This is a genomic window from Sphingobium sp. SA916, from assembly GCF_002894065.1.
Lineage (GTDB): Bacteria > Pseudomonadota > Alphaproteobacteria > Sphingomonadales > Sphingomonadaceae > Sphingobium > Sphingobium fuliginis.
Genome location: NZ_LXYF01000025.1, coordinates 1 through 15,165, shown reverse-complemented (window position 1 = coordinate 15,165; position 15,165 = coordinate 1). Strand labels below are relative to the sequence as shown.

Annotated in this window: 18 protein-coding genes; 11 read left to right on the top strand and 7 right to left on the bottom strand. The window is 66.4% G+C overall.

Going from position 1 to position 15,165, the window contains the following annotated elements; genetic code table 11:
• Positions 1 to 58: 58 nt before the first annotated feature.
• Both A8G00_RS05580 and A8G00_RS05575 read right to left on the bottom strand, forming a co-directional pair.
• Positions 59 to 1,291 (bottom strand): pyridoxal-dependent decarboxylase, exosortase A system-associated, encoded by a 1,233-nt coding sequence (locus A8G00_RS05580; protein ID WP_099185915.1) that lies wholly within the window; start codon positions 1,289 to 1,291, stop codon positions 59 to 61.
• Positions 1,288 to 2,799 carry an acyl-CoA ligase (AMP-forming), exosortase A system-associated gene (locus tag A8G00_RS05575; RefSeq protein WP_099186003.1) on the bottom strand — a complete coding sequence of 504 codons (1,512 nt, stop codon included), beginning with the start codon at positions 2,797 to 2,799 and terminating at the stop codon, positions 1,288 to 1,290. Before A8G00_RS05575 ends, A8G00_RS05580 begins: the two co-directional genes overlap by 4 nt.
• A gap of 88 nt (positions 2,800 to 2,887) precedes the next feature.
• On the opposite strand from A8G00_RS05575, the gene A8G00_RS05570 reads away from it, so the two are divergent.
• The 4 genes from A8G00_RS05570 to A8G00_RS05555 all read left to right on the top strand — a co-directional run bounded on the left by A8G00_RS05570 (position 2,888) and on the right by A8G00_RS05555 (position 6,450).
• Positions 2,888 to 3,895 carry a GNAT family N-acetyltransferase gene (locus tag A8G00_RS05570; protein WP_061936224.1) on the top strand — a complete coding sequence of 336 codons (1,008 nt, stop codon included), beginning with the start codon at positions 2,888 to 2,890 and terminating at the stop codon, positions 3,893 to 3,895.
• A gap of 28 nt (positions 3,896 to 3,923) precedes the next feature.
• Positions 3,924 to 4,214 (top strand): acyl carrier protein, encoded by a 291-nt coding sequence (locus A8G00_RS05565; protein ID WP_025549642.1) that lies wholly within the window; start codon positions 3,924 to 3,926, stop codon positions 4,212 to 4,214.
• 276 nt (positions 4,215 to 4,490) lie between these two features.
• Complete coding sequence (lgt, locus tag A8G00_RS05560; protein WP_170825636.1) at positions 4,491 to 5,393, top strand: prolipoprotein diacylglyceryl transferase; 903 nt, start codon at positions 4,491 to 4,493, stop codon at positions 5,391 to 5,393.
• Positions 5,383 to 6,450 (top strand): class I SAM-dependent methyltransferase, encoded by a 1,068-nt coding sequence (locus A8G00_RS05555; RefSeq protein ID WP_099185916.1) that lies wholly within the window; start codon positions 5,383 to 5,385, stop codon positions 6,448 to 6,450. The genes lgt and A8G00_RS05555 overlap by 11 nt, the downstream gene beginning before the upstream one ends.
• 287 nt (positions 6,451 to 6,737) lie before the next feature.
• Here the strand turns inward: A8G00_RS05555 and gmk are convergent, their stop codons facing one another.
• From gmk to A8G00_RS05535, 4 genes are all read right to left on the bottom strand, one after another.
• A complete protein-coding gene (gmk, locus tag A8G00_RS05550; protein ID WP_025551753.1) occupies positions 6,738 to 7,403 on the bottom strand; it encodes a guanylate kinase in 666 nt (221 codons plus the stop codon).
• A 51-nt stretch (positions 7,404 to 7,454) separates the two neighbouring features.
• Positions 7,455 to 7,796, bottom strand: coding sequence for a hypothetical protein (locus A8G00_RS05545; protein WP_048575357.1), 342 nt, complete (start codon positions 7,794 to 7,796; stop codon positions 7,455 to 7,457).
• A 49-nt stretch (positions 7,797 to 7,845) separates the two neighbouring features.
• Complete coding sequence (fumC, locus tag A8G00_RS05540; RefSeq protein WP_099186004.1) at positions 7,846 to 9,231, bottom strand: class II fumarate hydratase; 1,386 nt, start codon at positions 9,229 to 9,231, stop codon at positions 7,846 to 7,848.
• A 67-nt stretch (positions 9,232 to 9,298) separates the two neighbouring features.
• Complete coding sequence (locus A8G00_RS05535; protein WP_044661853.1) at positions 9,299 to 9,775, bottom strand: SspB family protein; 477 nt, start codon at positions 9,773 to 9,775, stop codon at positions 9,299 to 9,301.
• 98 nt (positions 9,776 to 9,873) lie between these two features.
• Here A8G00_RS05535 and hisB point away from each other — a divergent pair, with 98 nt between their 5' ends.
• The 7 genes from hisB to A8G00_RS05500 all read left to right on the top strand — a co-directional run bounded on the left by hisB (position 9,874) and on the right by A8G00_RS05500 (position 13,990).
• Positions 9,874 to 10,461, top strand: a complete 588-nt coding sequence (hisB, locus tag A8G00_RS05530) for an imidazoleglycerol-phosphate dehydratase HisB (RefSeq protein ID WP_099185917.1) — start codon at positions 9,874 to 9,876, stop codon at positions 10,459 to 10,461.
• The gene (gene hisH / locus A8G00_RS05525; protein WP_025551759.1) at positions 10,458 to 11,075 is read left to right on the top strand and encodes an imidazole glycerol phosphate synthase subunit HisH; all 618 of its coding nucleotides are present in this window, start codon (positions 10,458 to 10,460) and stop codon (positions 11,073 to 11,075) included. The genes hisB and hisH overlap by 4 nt, the downstream gene beginning before the upstream one ends.
• Positions 11,072 to 11,809 carry a 1-(5-phosphoribosyl)-5-[(5-phosphoribosylamino)methylideneamino]imidazole-4-carboxamide isomerase gene (gene hisA / locus A8G00_RS05520; RefSeq protein WP_044661852.1) on the top strand — a complete coding sequence of 246 codons (738 nt, stop codon included), beginning with the start codon at positions 11,072 to 11,074 and terminating at the stop codon, positions 11,807 to 11,809. The genes hisH and hisA overlap by 4 nt, the downstream gene beginning before the upstream one ends.
• A complete protein-coding gene (hisF, locus tag A8G00_RS05515; protein ID WP_044661851.1) occupies positions 11,806 to 12,570 on the top strand; it encodes an imidazole glycerol phosphate synthase subunit HisF in 765 nt (254 codons plus the stop codon). The genes hisA and hisF overlap by 4 nt, the downstream gene beginning before the upstream one ends.
• A 161-nt stretch (positions 12,571 to 12,731) precedes the next feature.
• The gene (locus A8G00_RS05510) at positions 12,732 to 12,968 is read left to right on the top strand and encodes a PEP-CTERM sorting domain-containing protein (protein ID WP_025551763.1); all 237 of its coding nucleotides are present in this window, start codon (positions 12,732 to 12,734) and stop codon (positions 12,966 to 12,968) included.
• A gap of 42 nt (positions 12,969 to 13,010) precedes the next feature.
• A complete protein-coding gene (locus A8G00_RS05505) occupies positions 13,011 to 13,331 on the top strand; it encodes a phosphoribosyl-ATP diphosphatase (protein ID WP_048575360.1) in 321 nt (106 codons plus the stop codon).
• Between the two features lie 77 nt (positions 13,332 to 13,408).
• Positions 13,409 to 13,990 carry a hypothetical protein gene (locus tag A8G00_RS05500; RefSeq protein ID WP_048575361.1) on the top strand — a complete coding sequence of 194 codons (582 nt, stop codon included), beginning with the start codon at positions 13,409 to 13,411 and terminating at the stop codon, positions 13,988 to 13,990.
• A 95-nt stretch (positions 13,991 to 14,085) separates the two neighbouring features.
• On the opposite strand, the gene A8G00_RS05495 is transcribed toward A8G00_RS05500, so the two are convergent.
• On the bottom strand, positions 14,086 to 14,991 hold the full coding sequence (locus A8G00_RS05495) for a histone deacetylase (RefSeq protein ID WP_025551769.1): 906 nt from the start codon (positions 14,989 to 14,991) through the stop codon (positions 14,086 to 14,088).
• Positions 14,992 to 15,165 lie beyond the last annotated feature (174 nt).

The following is a 15,165-nucleotide window of genomic DNA, read 5'->3' as shown; positions in this document are numbered from 1 at the left end:
CCCGAAAGGGTAAAAATAGCGTTAGGAGTTAAGTTATTGGCAAATCAGTTGATTAAAATCAGCCGATCAGCAGTTCCCGAGGCGCCGGATGACCGAGAAAAGCCGCCGGGCTGGCCGAGGCGCCATAGGCCCCCGCCAGGAAGATCGCGATCAGGTCGCCCTCCTCCACCGGCGGCAACGCGACCTTGTCCCCCAGCCTGTCGATGGGCGTGCAGAGGCAACCCACGACCGTTACGGCCTCCGCCGCGGGCGCTTCCCCGAAGCGATTGGCGACGGCGATGGGATAGTTGCGGCGCACCACCGTGCCGAAATTGCCGCTCGCCGCGAGCTGGTGATGCAGCCCGCCATCGACGACGACGAAGGTTTCGCCCTGGCTCTTCTTCACATCGACGATGCGGGTGAGGTAAACGCCCGCCTCCCCCACCAGCCAGCGGCCCAGTTCCATGGCGAAGGCACTGCCCTGCAATATGTCCGCCCGCCCGTCGATCAGCCGGCCCAGCGCGTCCCCGATGGGCCGGATGTCCAGCCGTTCGTCGCCCGGAAAATAGGGAATGCCGAAGCCGCCGCCCAGATTGACCAGCGGGGGCACCGCGCCGATGCTGTCGGACAGGCGGGTGGCGAGATCGATGGTTGCCGCCTGCGTCTCGATCAGCGCCTGCGCCCCCAGCGCCTGGCTGCCGGCGAAGATATGCCAGCCGCGCCATTGGGCCCCCGCATCGATCACCCAGCGCGCCAGCGCCGCCGCGCGCTCCGCGTCCACGCCGAAGGGCTTGGCGCCGCCGCCCATGCGCATGCCGGACCCCTTCAGGTCGAAATCCGGGTTCACCCGCACCGCCAGCTTCGGCGTCCTGCCCCGCCGCTCCGCAAGGGCGATGGCCCGCCGCGCCTCCCCCTCCGACTCAAGGTTGATCGTCGCGCCGCTGTCTATGGCGACGATCAGTTCATCGTCGCGCTTTCCCGGCCCGGCGAAGCTGATATGGGCAGCGTCCATCCCCGCCTCCAGCGCCCGGGCCATTTCCCCGCCCGACGCCACGTCGAAGCCGTCCACCAGCTTCGCCATGCGCTCCAGCAGGGGCGCATGGGGATTGGCCTTCACCGCATAATGGAGCGACAGCGTCGCGGGCATGGCGTCGCGGAAGGCCCGCGCCTGCCCCTCTACGATGCCCATGTCATAGACGAACAGCGGCGTGTCGCCGGCCTCCTCCACCAGGCTCGCCGCGCCGCAGCCGCCGATCAGCAACATGCCCTCCTCCCCGGTGAAGAAGGGCGGGATCGGTCCCATCGGCTTCATGCCGCAAATTCCTTCGCCAGCGCCACACGGTCGACCTTGCCATTGGGATTGCGGGGAAATTCGGAAAGCATGACGATCTCGCGCGGTTGCATGAAATTGGGAAGCTCCTGCCGAAGCCGTGCCTCCACCTGCGCCTTTAGCTCCGGCGAAGCGCCGCGCAACAGCAACAGCACCGCCTGCCCCAGACGATCGTCCCGGACGCCCAGCGCAACCGCTTCGGCAACGCCCTCCACCGCGACGGCCGCTTCCTCGACCTCCGTGGGGCTGATGCGGTTGCCGGCGGACTTGATCATGGCGTCATCGCGTCCGACAAAATAAAGCAGTCCCTGCGCATCCCGGCGCACGGTATCGCCCGACCACACCGCCATGCCGCCATAGTGGGAGCCGACGGGCGCCGGTTTGAACCGTTCCGCCGTGCGCGCCGGATCGCGCCAATAGCCCTGCGCCACCAGCGGCCCGCAATGCACCAGTTCACCCGGCTCATCGTCGCCCGCAATCGAACCGTCCGGGCGAACGACCAGTATCTCCGCATGGGGAATGGCCGATCCCATGCTGTCGGGGCGGCTTTCCACCAGCGCGGGCGGCAAATAGGTCGAGCGGAACGCCTCGGTCAGTCCATACATGGGGTAGAGGTCCGCGCGCGGAAACAGCGCCCGCAACTTCGCCACCAGGGGCCGCGTCAGCGCGCCGCCGCTATTGGTGAGCCGCCTGAGCTTCGCCGCCACATCGGCGGGCCAGTCCAGTTCGGTCAACTGCACCCAGAGCGGCGGCACCCCCGCGAGGGTGGTGATGTCCCACCGATCCACCGCCTTCACCACGTCGCGCGGCGTCAGATAATCGAGCGGACAGGCGCATCCGCCGGCGAACCATGTGGAAAACAGCTGATTCTGCCCATAATCGAAGCTGAAGGGGAGCACGCAAAGCGTCCGGTCCTCCGCCGTCAGCTTCAGATATTCCGCCACCGACACCGCGCCCAGCCAGAGATTGGCGTGGCTCAGCATCACGCCCTTGGGCCGCCCGGTCGATCCGCTGGTGTAGAGGATTGCGGCCAGTTCGTCGGGCGCGGCATGGGACGGGGCCAGCGCCTCCCCGCCGCTCATCGCGCAGGCCGCATCATCCTCCCGGTGCAGGTCGCATCGCCCCGGCACGTCGCCCGGCGTCAGGGTCGCCAGACGGCTGGCCGTCCCGATCAGCAGCGACGCGCCGCTGTCCGCCAATATGTGCGCGACCTGGGCATGTTTGAGCAGCGGATTGACCGGCACATGAACCAGCCCGGCGCGGGGCGCGGCGAGCGGCATCAGGGCCGCGACCGGGCCCTTTGCGACCCAGCTTGCGACTCGCGCGCCCTTGTCCAGCCCGAATCGGGCAAGCCATGCCGCCAGCCGCCCCAATGTCGCTTCCAGATCCGCATAGCTTTGCGTGCCCGACCGCCCGTCCAGCGCGGGCCGTTCCGCGTCGCCGCGAAGCAGCAGATGGTCGATCGGCCGCACCTGCGCGCCATCGATCATGGGGTCCGCCATGGGCGCGGGGGAATCGCTTAACTCCATCTCCAGACTTTTTTCCTAAAGGCGATGCTGTCGACGGGGAGATAATGGTTTGCTGGTCGCAAGGGAATATCGCAGCGTCGCCCAAGCGCGTCAGGTGCTGGGTTCAGCGCTCGACCGCGCCGGCACGCCGTCGCTGTTCGACCGCATCGACTGGTTCGAATCGCTCCATGCGCATTGCTTTTCCACGACGGACGTCCGCATCTTCCAGGCGTTGGAGGGGGAGTGTCAGGCATGGCTTTTCCTGCTTTCGTCCGGAGCGGGACGGCTGGGCGCGCTCGCCAACTGGTACAGCTTCGATTGGGGGCCGGTCTTCCTTGGCCCTTCGGACGAGACCGTCCGTCGTCGCCTGATCGAAGTCATCGCCCAGTCTCTGTTGACGGACAGCGCCCAGATCGACCTCTATCCGGTCACGGCCGCGTCGGACATGCTGCTCGACGCCTTTCGCCGTGCAGGCTGGTTCAGCGTCCGGCGGCCGATGGGGGGGCGGCATATGCTGCACCTGAATGGGCGGACTTTCGAGCAATATTGGGCGCAACGGCCCGGCCGCCTGCGTACGCTGATCGCGCGCAAGAACCGCGCGAGCCGCTTCACCCTCAGCATCGCGGACCGGCTGACCGAGGCGCTGTGGCGCGACTATGCCGCCGTGCAGGAACGAAGCTGGAAGAAGCCGGAGGCCGATCTCGGCTTTCTCCATGCGCTGGCCCAGCGGGAAAGCGCCGCCGGGACGCTCCGGCTGGGCTTTGCGCGGCTGGAGGAGCAGCCGGTGGCGACCCAGCTGTGGACGGTGGAGAACGGCACCGCCCTCATTCACAAGCTGGCCCATGATCAGGCGTTCGACGGCGCCTCCCCCGGCAGCCTGCTCAGCCATGCGATGTTCGCGCACGCCATCGATCGCGATCATGTCGCGACGATCGATTATGGAACGGGCGACAATGGCTACAAGACCGACTGGATGGAGGAACGGGAAACGCTCTACCGGCTGGATTTCTTCAACCCCCGACGCGCTTCGGTCTGGCTGCCCGCCGCGCGTGCGGCCATTTCGGCGCTTGTAGGTTAGCGGCGGAACGACTAGGTAGGCGCCCATCATGCGGGCGGACAATGCACAACCGGTCGACCGGGCAATGGATATTGAAACGATGATGCGCGCCTTGCTGCGCGATGTGCTGGCCCTGTCGCAGGACCGGGTGGACGCCTTCGATGCGGATACGCCGCTGTTCGGCGCGCTGCCGGAACTGGACTCCATGGCCGTTGCGGGCCTGCTGACCGAGATGGAGGACCGCTTCGGCATCCTGATCGAGGACGAGGATATAGACGGCGATACGTTCGAGACGTTCGGGTCGCTCGTCGCCTTTGCGCGGGCGAAGATCGGGGGCTGAATTTCGGTTTGCGGTTTGTGGAAGCAGGTTTCCCGGCGCTGGCGGATTTCGAAGGGGTGAGGACGGTCGGATGGCGGGGATGCCCGATCCCTCGTTGGGGAAGGCAGGATTGCAAGGTCGGTCCTGACGCATGCCAAGCCCCCTGTCTGGTCGAGTGGCGCCCTTTCCGTCTCAAGGCCGCCGCAACTCGCCACCACCATGGCCGGGAGCGTCGTTCGGACTTCATGAACCGGCCCGGTCAACTTCCTCCCTTTCCTCCGTCCCCCACCTTGCTCTATGGCGGGGGCCGAATTTCCCAAGGGGAACGCCAACTTGATCCTTGACCTTGCCGCCGCCGCTTCGGGCGCCATCCGCTTCGACCAGCTCGGCCTCAGCCCTGTCGCGCTCGACCTCGGCTTCTTCACGCTGAAATGGTACAGCCTCGCCTATCTGGCGGGCATATTGATCGGCTACTGGTATCTGCTGAAGCTGATCGCCCAGCCCGGTTCGCCCATGGCGCGCCGCCATGCCGACGACATGATCTTCTACGCGACGCTGGGCATCATCATCGGCGGGCGGCTGGCCTATGTCTTCTTCTACCAGCCCGAAATCCTCCGCCATCCGCTGGACATCTTCAAGCTGTGGAACGGCGGCATGTCCTTCCATGGCGGGGCCATCGGCGTGTCGCTCGGCATCCTTTACATGGCGCGCAAGGAGAAGCTCTCCTGGCTGCGCATCCATGATTTCGTGGCCTGCTGCGTGCCCTTCGGCCTGTTCTTCGGCCGCCTCGCCAATTTCGTGAACGGGGAGCTGTGGGGCAAGGAAACCGATGTGCCCTGGGCGATCGTCTTCCCGACCGGCGGCGCCTTCCCCCGCCATCCGAGCCAGCTTTACGAGGCTTTCCTGGAAGGCATAGTGCTGTTCCTGATCCTCGCCTTCGCCTTCTGGAAGACCCGCGCCCGCTACAAGCCCGGCATGCTGGTGGGCATCTTCCTGCTTGGCTATGGCATCTTCCGCTTCGGCGTCGAATATTTCCGCGAGGCCGACGCGCAGCTCATGGAATTCGCCGCGCGCACCGGCCTGCACATGGGCCAGTGGCTGTGCGTGCCGATGATCCTGGGCGGCCTGTACCTGATCTTCACCGCCAGGAGCCGCCGCGTGCGCGTGGAACCGGTCGCGGGCAGCGCGAGTGTCAGCTGAACCCAGCCTGTCGGAACGCCTGGCGCGCCAGATCGCGTCGGGCGGGCCGATCTCCATCGCCCATTATATGGCGGAGGCGAACCAGCATTATTACGGCACTCGCGACCCGCTGGGCGCCGCCGGCGACTTCACCACCGCACCGGAGATCAGCCAGATGTTCGGGGAACTGGTCGGACTATGCCTGGCGGACGTCTGGATGCGGTCGGGCAGCCGGCCGGAGATCGGCTATGTCGAACTAGGCCCCGGGCGCGGCACGCTCGCTTCCGATGCCCTCCGGGCCATGGCCGGCCTGTCGCTCGTCCCACGGGTGCATTTCGTGGAGACCAGCCCCAGCCTGCGGGAGCGGCAAAGGACGATCATCCCCAACATCTTCCATCACGACACTGTCTCCAGCCTGCCCGAACAGGGGCCGCTGCTGGTCGTCGCCAACGAATTTTTCGACGCGCTGCCCGTGCGCCAGATCGTGCGCTGCGGAAAGGAATGGCGCGAACGGGTGGTGATCTGCCCCGATCCGGGCGAACCTGATCGTTTCGCGCCCATGGCTGGCTATCGCCGCGTCGAGTCGGGCATCCCTGCCCTCGCCGCCGAAGCGCCGGAAGGCGCGATATTGGAAACGCCGCTGGCCGGGGCCGCGGTCGCGCTGGAACTCGCGCACAGGATCGCCCGGCAGGGCGGCGCCGCGATCATCGTCGACTATGGCTATGAGGGGCCGGCCTTGGGGGACACGTTGCAGGCGGTGCGAGCGCACCGCTTCGCCGACCCCTTTCTGGAGCCGGGCGAAAGCGACCTCACCACCCATGTCGACTTCACCATGATCGGCAATATGGCGCGGCAGGCGGGGCTTCGGGTGATGGGGCCGGTCGGTCAGGGCGCCTTCCTGCGCCGGCTGGGCATCGACGCCCGCGCCGATCAGCTCGCCCGCACGACGCCGGCCCGCGCCGAGGAGGTGGAGGCAGCCCGCCTGCGGCTGACCGCCGGGGATGCCATGGGGACGCTGTTCAAGGCGATGGCCTGGGTGCATCCGGATTGGGCGGAACCGGCGGGGTTTGAGGGTTAGAGCGTTTTCCAAGCAGATGGAATCATCTGCTGACTCGGAAAACACGACAAAACAAAAACTTAGAGCAGTCGAGCCGATGCAATCGGATCGGAATCTGCTCTAGAGCGCGCTGCGTTAAATCGTACGCAGGCCGCGCGCTCCAAGCTTTTGTCGTCGCATCGTTTTAAACGCAAAACCGGTTCCCACTTTTGCGCACGATGCTCTGGCGATCATCCCCGGGCATGACCCGGCGGGATTGAAACCTGTCATGTTCCTGCCTTCGCAGGCGCATGGTACACCCAAATCCCTCAATCTTCCTGATGATAGCGGCTGAGCCTGCGGATGAAGCCGATCAGACCCGTCTGGCGGCTGCGCTTCATGCGTTCGGCGTGCAGGATCGTCTGGACGCGCCGGAAGCAATCTTCCGCATCGACATTGCACAGGACATAATCATAGCCGTCCCAGTGCGCGATCTCTCCCGCCGCGCGGGCCATGCGGCCTTCGATCACCTCATTGCTGTCCGTCGCCCGACCGCGCAGGCGACGCTCCAGTTCCTCCATCGACGGCGGCAGGATGAACACCCGCACCACGTCACCGCCCGCAATCTGGTGGAGTTGCTGCGCGCCCTGCCAATCGATGTCGAACAGAACGTCGCGGCCGGACTTCAGCATCGCCTCCACCGGAGCGCGGGGCGTGCCGTAGCGCTGGCCGAAGACATGCGCCCATTCCAGAAATTCGTGATCGGCGGTCATCCGCCGGAATTCCTCCAGATCGACGAAATGATAATCCTTGCCGTCGACCTCCCCCGGCCGCATCGGCCGCGTGGTCGCGGAAACCGACATGGCAAGATCCGGCTCCGCAGCCAGCAGCTTGCGCGCGATGGTGGATTTACCGGCGCCAGAGGGCGAGGAAAGAACGAACAGGACGCCGCGGCGCTTGAAATCGGGCGTCTCTATGGAGATGCTGTCGGCCATGGCCGCTCTTGGCGTCATGGACGGGATTTGGCAAGGGGGACTGTCGCGCCGTCAGCCCTTGCGGGCCTTGCGCGCTTCCTCGATCAGGATCGGCGGCGGACTGCCGTCCGGCAGGGCCTTGACCTTGCGCTTGCGATCCGCCTCGCGCTTCGCCTCATAGACCTTTCCGGCCATATAGGCGCCCGTCACGAACAGCGTGCCCATGGGATGACGCATGATGAGCCGCTTGGCCCCCATGCCCGCCAGCAGGCCGATCACGCCCTTCTTGCCGGTATCGGCGGCCACCCGCGCCGCGACGACGGTCGCACCGACGCGGGCCGCCTTTCTGAGCAGCCCGTCCTTGCGGGGCGGGCGGACGGCGATCAGCGGCTGGTCGGGCGATTTTTTCCTCATGGGACATCAATGTACCGCAGCGCGACCGGTTCCACCATGCCGATGTGGATCAGACCATATTTTCGGGCCGGACAAGCCGGTCGAAGCTTTCCCCATCGACCAACCCCAATTGCAGGCCCGCTTCCTTCAGCGTCAGCCCTTCGGCATGGGCGTGTTTCGCGATCCTGGCGGCATTGTCATAGCCGATTTCGGGCGCGAGCGCGGTGACCAGCATCAGCGACCGGTCGACCAGCTCGGCAATCCGCCTCTCATTCGCCTCCAGCCCGTCGACGCAGCGTTCTGCGAAACTGTCCATGCCGACGCTGAGCAGATGGATAGACCGCAGCACCGCCGCGCCGATCATCGGCTTGAAGACATTGAGTTCCAGATGCCCCTGCAGGCCGCCGACCGTCGCCGCCTGATGATTGCCGATGACCTGCGCGGCGACCATGGTCAGCATCTCGCACTGGGTGGGATTGACCTTGCCGGGCATGATCGAACTGCCCGGTTCATTGGCCGGCAGGTCCAGTTCGCCAAGGCCGGAGCGCGGGCCGCTGCCCAGCAGGCGGATGTCGTTGGCGATCTTGGTCAGCGCCACTGCCAGCGTCGCCAGGGTGGAGGACAGGTGCACCAGCGGATCGTTGGAGGCGAGCGCCTCGAACTTGTTGTCGGCGGTCCGGAACGGCAGGCCGGTCAGCGCCGCGATTTCCTTCGCCACCGCCACGTCGAAGCCCGCGGGCGCGTTGAGGCCGGTGCCGACCGCCGTGCCGCCCTGCGCCAGCGCCATCATGCCGTGCATGACCGCCGGCTCGATCCGCTTGCGGCTGCGGTAGAGTTGATGGGCGTAGCCGGAAAATTCCTGGCCCAGCGTCAGCGGCGTCGCGTCCTGCAGATGGGTGCGGCCGATCTTCACGATGCCCTCCCACGCCTTCGCCCTGGCGTCGAGGGCGGCGTGGAGCCGGTCGAGCGCCGGGAACAGGGCCGCCGTGGCGGCCCGCGCCGCCGCAATGTGCAGGGCGGTCGGGAAGCTGTCATTGGACGACTGGCCCATATTCACATGGTCGTTGGGGTGGACCGGGCTCTTGCCGCCGCGCTTGCCGGTCAGGGCCTCATTGGCGATGCCCGCGATCACCTCATTGACGTTCATGTTGGATTGGGTGCCGCTGCCGGTCTGCCAGATGACGAGCGGGAACTGGTCGTCATGGTTGCCCGCGACGACCTGCGCCGCCGCCGCCTCGATTGCATCCGCCAGGCCCGAATCGAGTCCGTGTCCTCGATTGACCCGCGCCGCCGCCTGCTTCACGATAGCCAGCGCGTGGACGATGCCGATCGGCATGCGTTCTCCGGGGCCGAAGGGGAAATTCTCGATGCTCCGCTGGGTCTGCGCGCCCCAATAGGCGCTGGCGGGCACTTCGATGGCGCCGATGCTGTCGGTTTCGGTGCGGCTGTCGTTCAAGTCGGGCACTCCCATGATGTCGCCGGAGTGCCGTCAATCTGGGGAGCCCCCGCCCCTGTTTCCAGCCTTATTTCTTCTTGCCGAAGTCCACGGTCACGACATTGGAGCCGTCCTCCGTCGTCACCTGCGGCGCGTCATTTTCCGCCTCTTCATGCGGTTCGGGCGCAATGTCGGCCTGCGCCTGGAACTGGAGCGCGAAATTCACCGCCGGATCGACGAAGGCCGTGATCGCCGCGAAGGGAATATGCAGATGCGCCGCCACCTGGTTGAAGGTCAGGCTGACACCGAAGGCGTCGTCGCTGACCTTCAGGTCCCAGAATTTGTTCTGGAGGACGATGGTCATTTCGTCAGGGAAGCGTTCGACCAGATGGCGTGGAATATCGACTCCGGCCGCCTGCGTCTTGAACGTGATGTAGAAATGATGCGCGCCGGGAAGGCCGCCCGTCCGTTCGATTTCCCCCAGCACGCGGCCGACGACGGCGCGCAGGGCCTCCTGCACGATTTCGTCATAGGGAATCAGGCTGTCGGGCAGGTCGTCGCTCATGCGCCAATGTCCTAACGGCGCGGCGGCGCGGGTCAAGTGCGCGCTATAGGTGCAACGCCACATTGCAACGGCCGTCCACTTCGTTATAGGGCGCTGCCATGCGCACGGCCGACATTCACCGCAACACTGCGGAAACGCAGATCGACGTGACCGTCAACCTGGACGGCACCGGCATCTACACCGTTTCGACGGGCATCGGTTTCCTGGATCACATGATCGAGCAACTGTCGCGTCACTCGCTGATCGACATGGACGTGAAGACCGTCGGCGACCTGCATGTGGACCAGCATCACACGACCGAGGACACGGCCATCGCCATTGGCGAGGCGGTGGCGAAGGCGCTGGGCGACAAGCGCGGCATTTCCCGCTACGGTAGCGTCTATTCCCCGATGGACGAGACGCTGACCCGCGTGTCGCTGGACATTTCGGGACGCCCCTGGCTGGTGTTCAAGGTGGACTTCACCGTGCAGCGCATCGGGGAATGGGACAGCGAGATGGTGGAGCATTTCTTCCACAGCTTCGCCCAGGCCGCCGGGATCACGCTGCACATCGAAAATCTCTACGGCAGCAACAACCATCATATCGTCGAAAGCTGCTTCAAGGGCCTTGCCCGCGCGTTGCGGCAGGCGGTGGAGATCGACCCGCGCAAGACCGACGCCATTCCTTCCACCAAGGGAATGCTGTGACCGCGCTTGCCCTGATCGACTATGGTGCGGGCAACCTTCATTCGGTGCACAACGCCCTGCGCAAGGCGGGGGCGGACGACGCCGTCATCACCGCCGATCCGGATGTCGTGGCGGGGGCGGACCGCATCGTCCTGCCGGGCGTCGGCGCCTTCCGCGCCTGCCGCGATGCGCTGGTCGCGATTCCCGGCATGGTGGAGGCGATGAACGAGGCCGTCCGCCAGCGCGGCGTCCCCTTTCTGGGCGTGTGCGTGGGCATGCAGTTGCTGGCCGATGCGGGGGAAGAGTTCGGCCGGCACGAGGGGCTGGGCTGGATAGGCGGCACCGTCCGGCTGATCGAGCCGCGCGATCCGGCGATCAAGGTGCCGCACATGGGCTGGAACGACGTGGCCCTGCGCGGCACGCCTCCGCTGCTGGAAGCGGGCGAGGCCTATTTCCTGCACAGCTATCATTTCGAAGCCGCCGACCCGGCGCATGTCGCCGCCGTCACCGATCATGGCGGGCCGCTGGTCGCGGCGGTGGCGCGCGACACCATCATTGGCTGTCAGTTTCACCCGGAAAAGAGCCAGAGCTACGGCCTTTCCTTCCTCTCCCGTTTTCTGGATTGGCGTCCATGAGCCTGATCGTTTTCCCTGCCATCGACCTCAAGGGCGGCCAGGTCGTGCGCCTGGCCGAAGGCGACATGAACCGCGCCACCGTCTATGGCGACAATCCCGCCGCCCAGGCGATATTGTTCGCGGAAGCGGGCGCGCAGCATCTGCATGTAGTCGATCTGGACGGCAGCTTCGCGGGCCATGCGGTCAATGCCGAAGCGGTCGAGGCCATCGTGGCGGCCTTTCCCGGCCATGTGCAGCTGGGCGGCGGCATCCGCAACCGGGAGGCGGTGGAGCGCTGGTTCGACCTGGGCGTGTCGCGCATCGTCATCGGCACGGCGGCCCTGAAGGACCCGGGCTTCGTCAAGGCGGCGGCACGGGACTTTCCCGGCGGGATCGTGGTCGCGGTGGATGCGCGGGACGGCTTCGTCGCGACGGACGGCTGGGCGGAGAAGTCCGACATGCCGGTGGTCGACCTTGCCCGCCGGTTCGAGGATGCGGGCGTCGCCAGCCTGCTGTTCACCGATGTCGGCCGCGACGGCCTGCTCAAGGGCTGCAACATCGATGCGACCGTCGATCTGGCCCGCGCCACGGACATTCCGGTGATCGCCAGCGGCGGCGTCGCGGGGATCGCGGACATCCGGGTGCTGAGCCTGCATGCCGACGAGGGCATTGAAGGCGTGATCACGGGCCGCGCGCTCTATGACGGGCGGCTGGACCTGAAGGCGGCGCTGGCGGTGGCGCAGGCGGCCGCATGACCGTCCGCACCCGCGTCATCCCCTGCCTGGACGTCGCCAATGGCCGCGTGGTCAAGGGCGTGAACTTCATCGATCTGCGCGACGCGGGCGATCCGGTCGAGCAGGCGAAGATTTACGACGCGGCGGGCGCGGATGAACTCTGCTTCCTGGACATCACCGCCACGCATGAGGCGCGCGGCACGATCATCGACGTGGTCCGGCGCACGGCGGAGGTCTGCTTCATGCCGGTGACGGTGGGCGGGGGCGTGCGCAGTCCGGAGGATGCCCGCGCCCTGCTGCTCGCGGGTGCGGACAAGGTCGCGGTGAACAGCGCGGCCGTCACCCGGCCCGAGGTGGTGGCGGACATCGCCGACCGCTTCGGCAGCCAGTGCGTCGTCGGCTCGGTCGATGCGCGGCGGGTGGGCGATGGCCGCTGGGAAATCTTCACCCATGGCGGCCGCAAGCCGACCGGCATCGATGCGCTGGAGCATGCGGTGCGGCTTGCCCAACTGGGCGCGGGCGAACTGCTGGTCACGTCCATGGACGGGGACGGAACCAAGGCGGGCTATGACCTTGCCCTTACCCGCGCCATTGCCGATGCGGTTTCGGTTCCGGTCATCGCCAGCGGCGGCGTCGGGACGCTCGATCATCTGGTCGAAGGCGTGGTGGAGGGGCATGCCAGCGCGGTGCTCGCGGCGTCCATATTTCATTTCGGTCAACATAGCATTGCTGAAGCGCATCAGGCGCTGGCGGCCGCCGGCATTGCCGTCCGGACCGCCTGACCGACCCGATTCCGCCGAAAAGCGTCGGTTGTCTTTACATTAACCCAGATCGGCAGGCCTATGTTAACCATGATGGCCCCGTTCCGCCTCCAATTAATGGAACTGGCACGGTGCCTGCACCTCTTCCCGCACCTGACTCAATCAATAGCGGGGTGAAGATGATGAATGTGAACAAGCTGTTTCTGGCCGCTGGCGTGGCCGCTCTGATGGGCGCGGCGGCTCCGGCGGAAGCGACCTGGTGCTGGGGCAAGAAGTGCGGCGGCTCCAGCAGCTCGGGCGGTTCCTCGTCCGGCGGCACGCCGACGCCGGTGCCCGAACCGGAGCAGATGGCGCTGTTCGGCCTTGGCGCCGCGGTGCTGGGCGCGCGGGTTTTCGTCGCCCGTCGCAAGCGCAAGTAAGTTTTCGTTTGACGGTTTGCGCGCGTGGCGCTTGATGGCGCCATGCGCGCGACCCTTTTTAATCTTGAACGGACCATCCGCCAGCGGCGGCAGGCCGATCCCGATCAGTCCTATGTGGCCAAGCTGACCGCCAGGGGGCGCGGCAAGATCGCCCAGAAGCTGGGCGAAGAGGCCGTGGAGACGGTGATCGCCGCCATGGCGGCGGACCGCGAAGGCGCGATCGGCGAAAGCGCAGACCTGCTGTTCCATCTGCTGGTGCTGCTGGCCGACCTCGACATCTCGCTGGACGAAGTGCTGGACGAACTCGATCGGCGCGAGGGCGTGTCGGGGATTGCGGAAAAGGCGTCGCGCAAGGGCGATTGAGCGCCCTTCCCGGAAAGATATTGCCGTTCCGGCGTTTGTCCGTCAGCCTCTCGATCGTTGAGAGGACAGGAGGGCATATGTTCAAGACCCTGTTGGGCGGCCTGATCGGCGGCGTCGCCATGTATCTCGTCGGCTTCCTCTTCTGGGGGACGCCGCTGAGCGCGCTCGCCTTTCATCGCGCGGAGTCCGCCGCCGGCAGCAATTTGCAGGCGGCCCTGGCGCAGGCGCTGACGCCGTCGGGCACCGGCGTCTATGTGATTCCCGACCCGGCGACCGCGCAGGGCACCATCCTCTATGGCAAGGGGCCGGTCGCCACGGTCTTCTACAACAATAGCGGATTTCCGGTGACCGATGCCGGGGCGCTGATCGGCGGCCTGATCCTGGCGCTGGTCGTCGGCATCGTCATTGCGCTGATGCTGCGGATCGTGAGCGGCGATCTGGCTGGACGGGCGAGAGCGACGGTCCTGTTCGCGCTGGCGGCCGTGCTGTGGCTGCATATCGGGCAAGCGGTGTTCAACCATGCGCCCTGGGGCTATATCCTTTATCTGGCCTTCAGCGATTTCGCGGCGCTGGTCGCGGCAGGACTGGTCGCGGCTAAAATCATGGAGAGCAGGCAGGCCGCCGGTTCCGACGCCACGGGGGAGGCAACGCTGCATTAAGCGCGGAAGGGGGTTTGCCGACTTTCCGCTTGCCTTGCTGAACAGGCAAATGGCTCGTGAGAGCCTTCGCAGGAACGCGGCGCGCTCAGCGGCAGCTATCGGCCATCACCCACCTCTTCCGCCAGGCGGATCATGCAATCGGCGTGGCGCCGGGCGATGGCCATGCGGTCTTCGCCATAGCCGCCGCCCATGGTGCTGGCGAGCGGGATGCCGCGGCGGCGCGCGGCGCGCATCACGGCGCGGTCGCGGCGGTCCAGCCCGGCATCGCTCAGCGCCAGGCGGCCGAGGCGATCGTCTTCATGCGGGTCGACCCCGGCCTGGTAGAGGATCAGATCAGGCCGGAAATCGTCGAGCACGGGCGGGAGGGCCCTCATCAGCGCCTCCATATAAGCCTCATCGCCCGTGCCGTCGGGCAGGCCGATGTCGAGTGTCGAGCGGGCCTTGCGCACGGGGAAGTTGCGGTCCGCATGGATGGACAGGGTGAATATGTCCCCTCGCCCGCCGGTCAGCACGGCCGTGCCGTCGCCCTGATGCACGTCGAGGTCGAGGATCAATATCCGGTGCGCATCCCCCTCCGCGATCAGCCGGTTGGCAGCGATGGCAAGGTCGTTGAACACGCAATATCCCGCGCCGCTGCCGGGCAGTGCATGATGGCTGCCGCCCGCAGCATTGGCCGCATAGCCATGGCGCATGGCGAGCCGCGCCGCCAGCCATGTGCCGCCGGGCGACAGCATGGAACGGCGCGCCACCCGCTCCGTCACCGGAAAACCGATCCGTCTTTCCTTTTCGCGCGGCACGGTCTGCGTCGCGACCTGCTCGACATAATCGGGGTCGTGGACCGCCTCTATCCAGACGCGCGGCATGGGGGCGGGTTCATGCACGGTAAAGGGTGCGGCCGCCATGGTCAGCGCCTCCATCACCAGCCCATATTTGTCGAAGCGAAAGGAACTGCCCGCTGTTGCCGGAGAGACATAGGCCGGATGGTGAACGACGTGCAGCATCATCTTTTCCGCTATCTTCGAGTTTGAACGATGCGGGCTTTGCGCTATCTGGTCCAGCATGAACCGTCCTGAAATGATCCGTTTTTCCGTAATTTCCCTGCTGGGCGCCGTCGCGGTGCCGGCGGTGGCGCAACCGCCGGCCGTCGCGCCGACCATGCCCGCCCCGGCGGCGCA

Excerpts from the sequence above, each read along its gene's own strand:
- hisB (WP_099185917.1), top strand. The coding sequence starts at position 9,874 with ATGCGCACGGCCGACATTCACCGCAACACTGCGGAAACGCAGATCGAC.
- A8G00_RS05545 (WP_048575357.1), bottom strand. The coding sequence starts at position 7,796 with ATGAGGAAAAAATCGCCCGACCAGCCGCTGATCGCCGTCCGCCCGCCC.
- A8G00_RS05565 (WP_025549642.1), top strand. The coding sequence starts at position 3,924 with ATGCGGGCGGACAATGCACAACCGGTCGACCGGGCAATGGATATTGAA.
- lgt (WP_170825636.1), top strand. The coding sequence starts at position 4,491 with ATGGCGGGGGCCGAATTTCCCAAGGGGAACGCCAACTTGATCCTTGAC.
- A8G00_RS05500 (WP_048575361.1), top strand. The coding sequence starts at position 13,409 with ATGTTCAAGACCCTGTTGGGCGGCCTGATCGGCGGCGTCGCCATGTAT.
- hisF (WP_044661851.1), top strand. The coding sequence starts at position 11,806 with ATGACCGTCCGCACCCGCGTCATCCCCTGCCTGGACGTCGCCAATGGC.
- A8G00_RS05535 (WP_044661853.1), bottom strand. The coding sequence starts at position 9,775 with ATGAGCGACGACCTGCCCGACAGCCTGATTCCCTATGACGAAATCGTG.
- gmk (WP_025551753.1), bottom strand. The coding sequence starts at position 7,403 with ATGGCCGACAGCATCTCCATAGAGACGCCCGATTTCAAGCGCCGCGGC.
- hisA (WP_044661852.1), top strand. The coding sequence starts at position 11,072 with ATGAGCCTGATCGTTTTCCCTGCCATCGACCTCAAGGGCGGCCAGGTC.
- A8G00_RS05495 (WP_025551769.1), bottom strand. The coding sequence starts at position 14,991 with ATGCTGCACGTCGTTCACCATCCGGCCTATGTCTCTCCGGCAACAGCG.
- A8G00_RS05580 (WP_099185915.1), bottom strand. The coding sequence starts at position 1,291 with ATGAAGCCGATGGGACCGATCCCGCCCTTCTTCACCGGGGAGGAGGGC.
- A8G00_RS05575 (WP_099186003.1), bottom strand. The coding sequence starts at position 2,799 with ATGATCGATGGCGCGCAGGTGCGGCCGATCGACCATCTGCTGCTTCGC.
- A8G00_RS05505 (WP_048575360.1), top strand. The coding sequence starts at position 13,011 with ATGCGCGCGACCCTTTTTAATCTTGAACGGACCATCCGCCAGCGGCGG.
- A8G00_RS05510 (WP_025551763.1), top strand. The coding sequence starts at position 12,732 with ATGAATGTGAACAAGCTGTTTCTGGCCGCTGGCGTGGCCGCTCTGATG.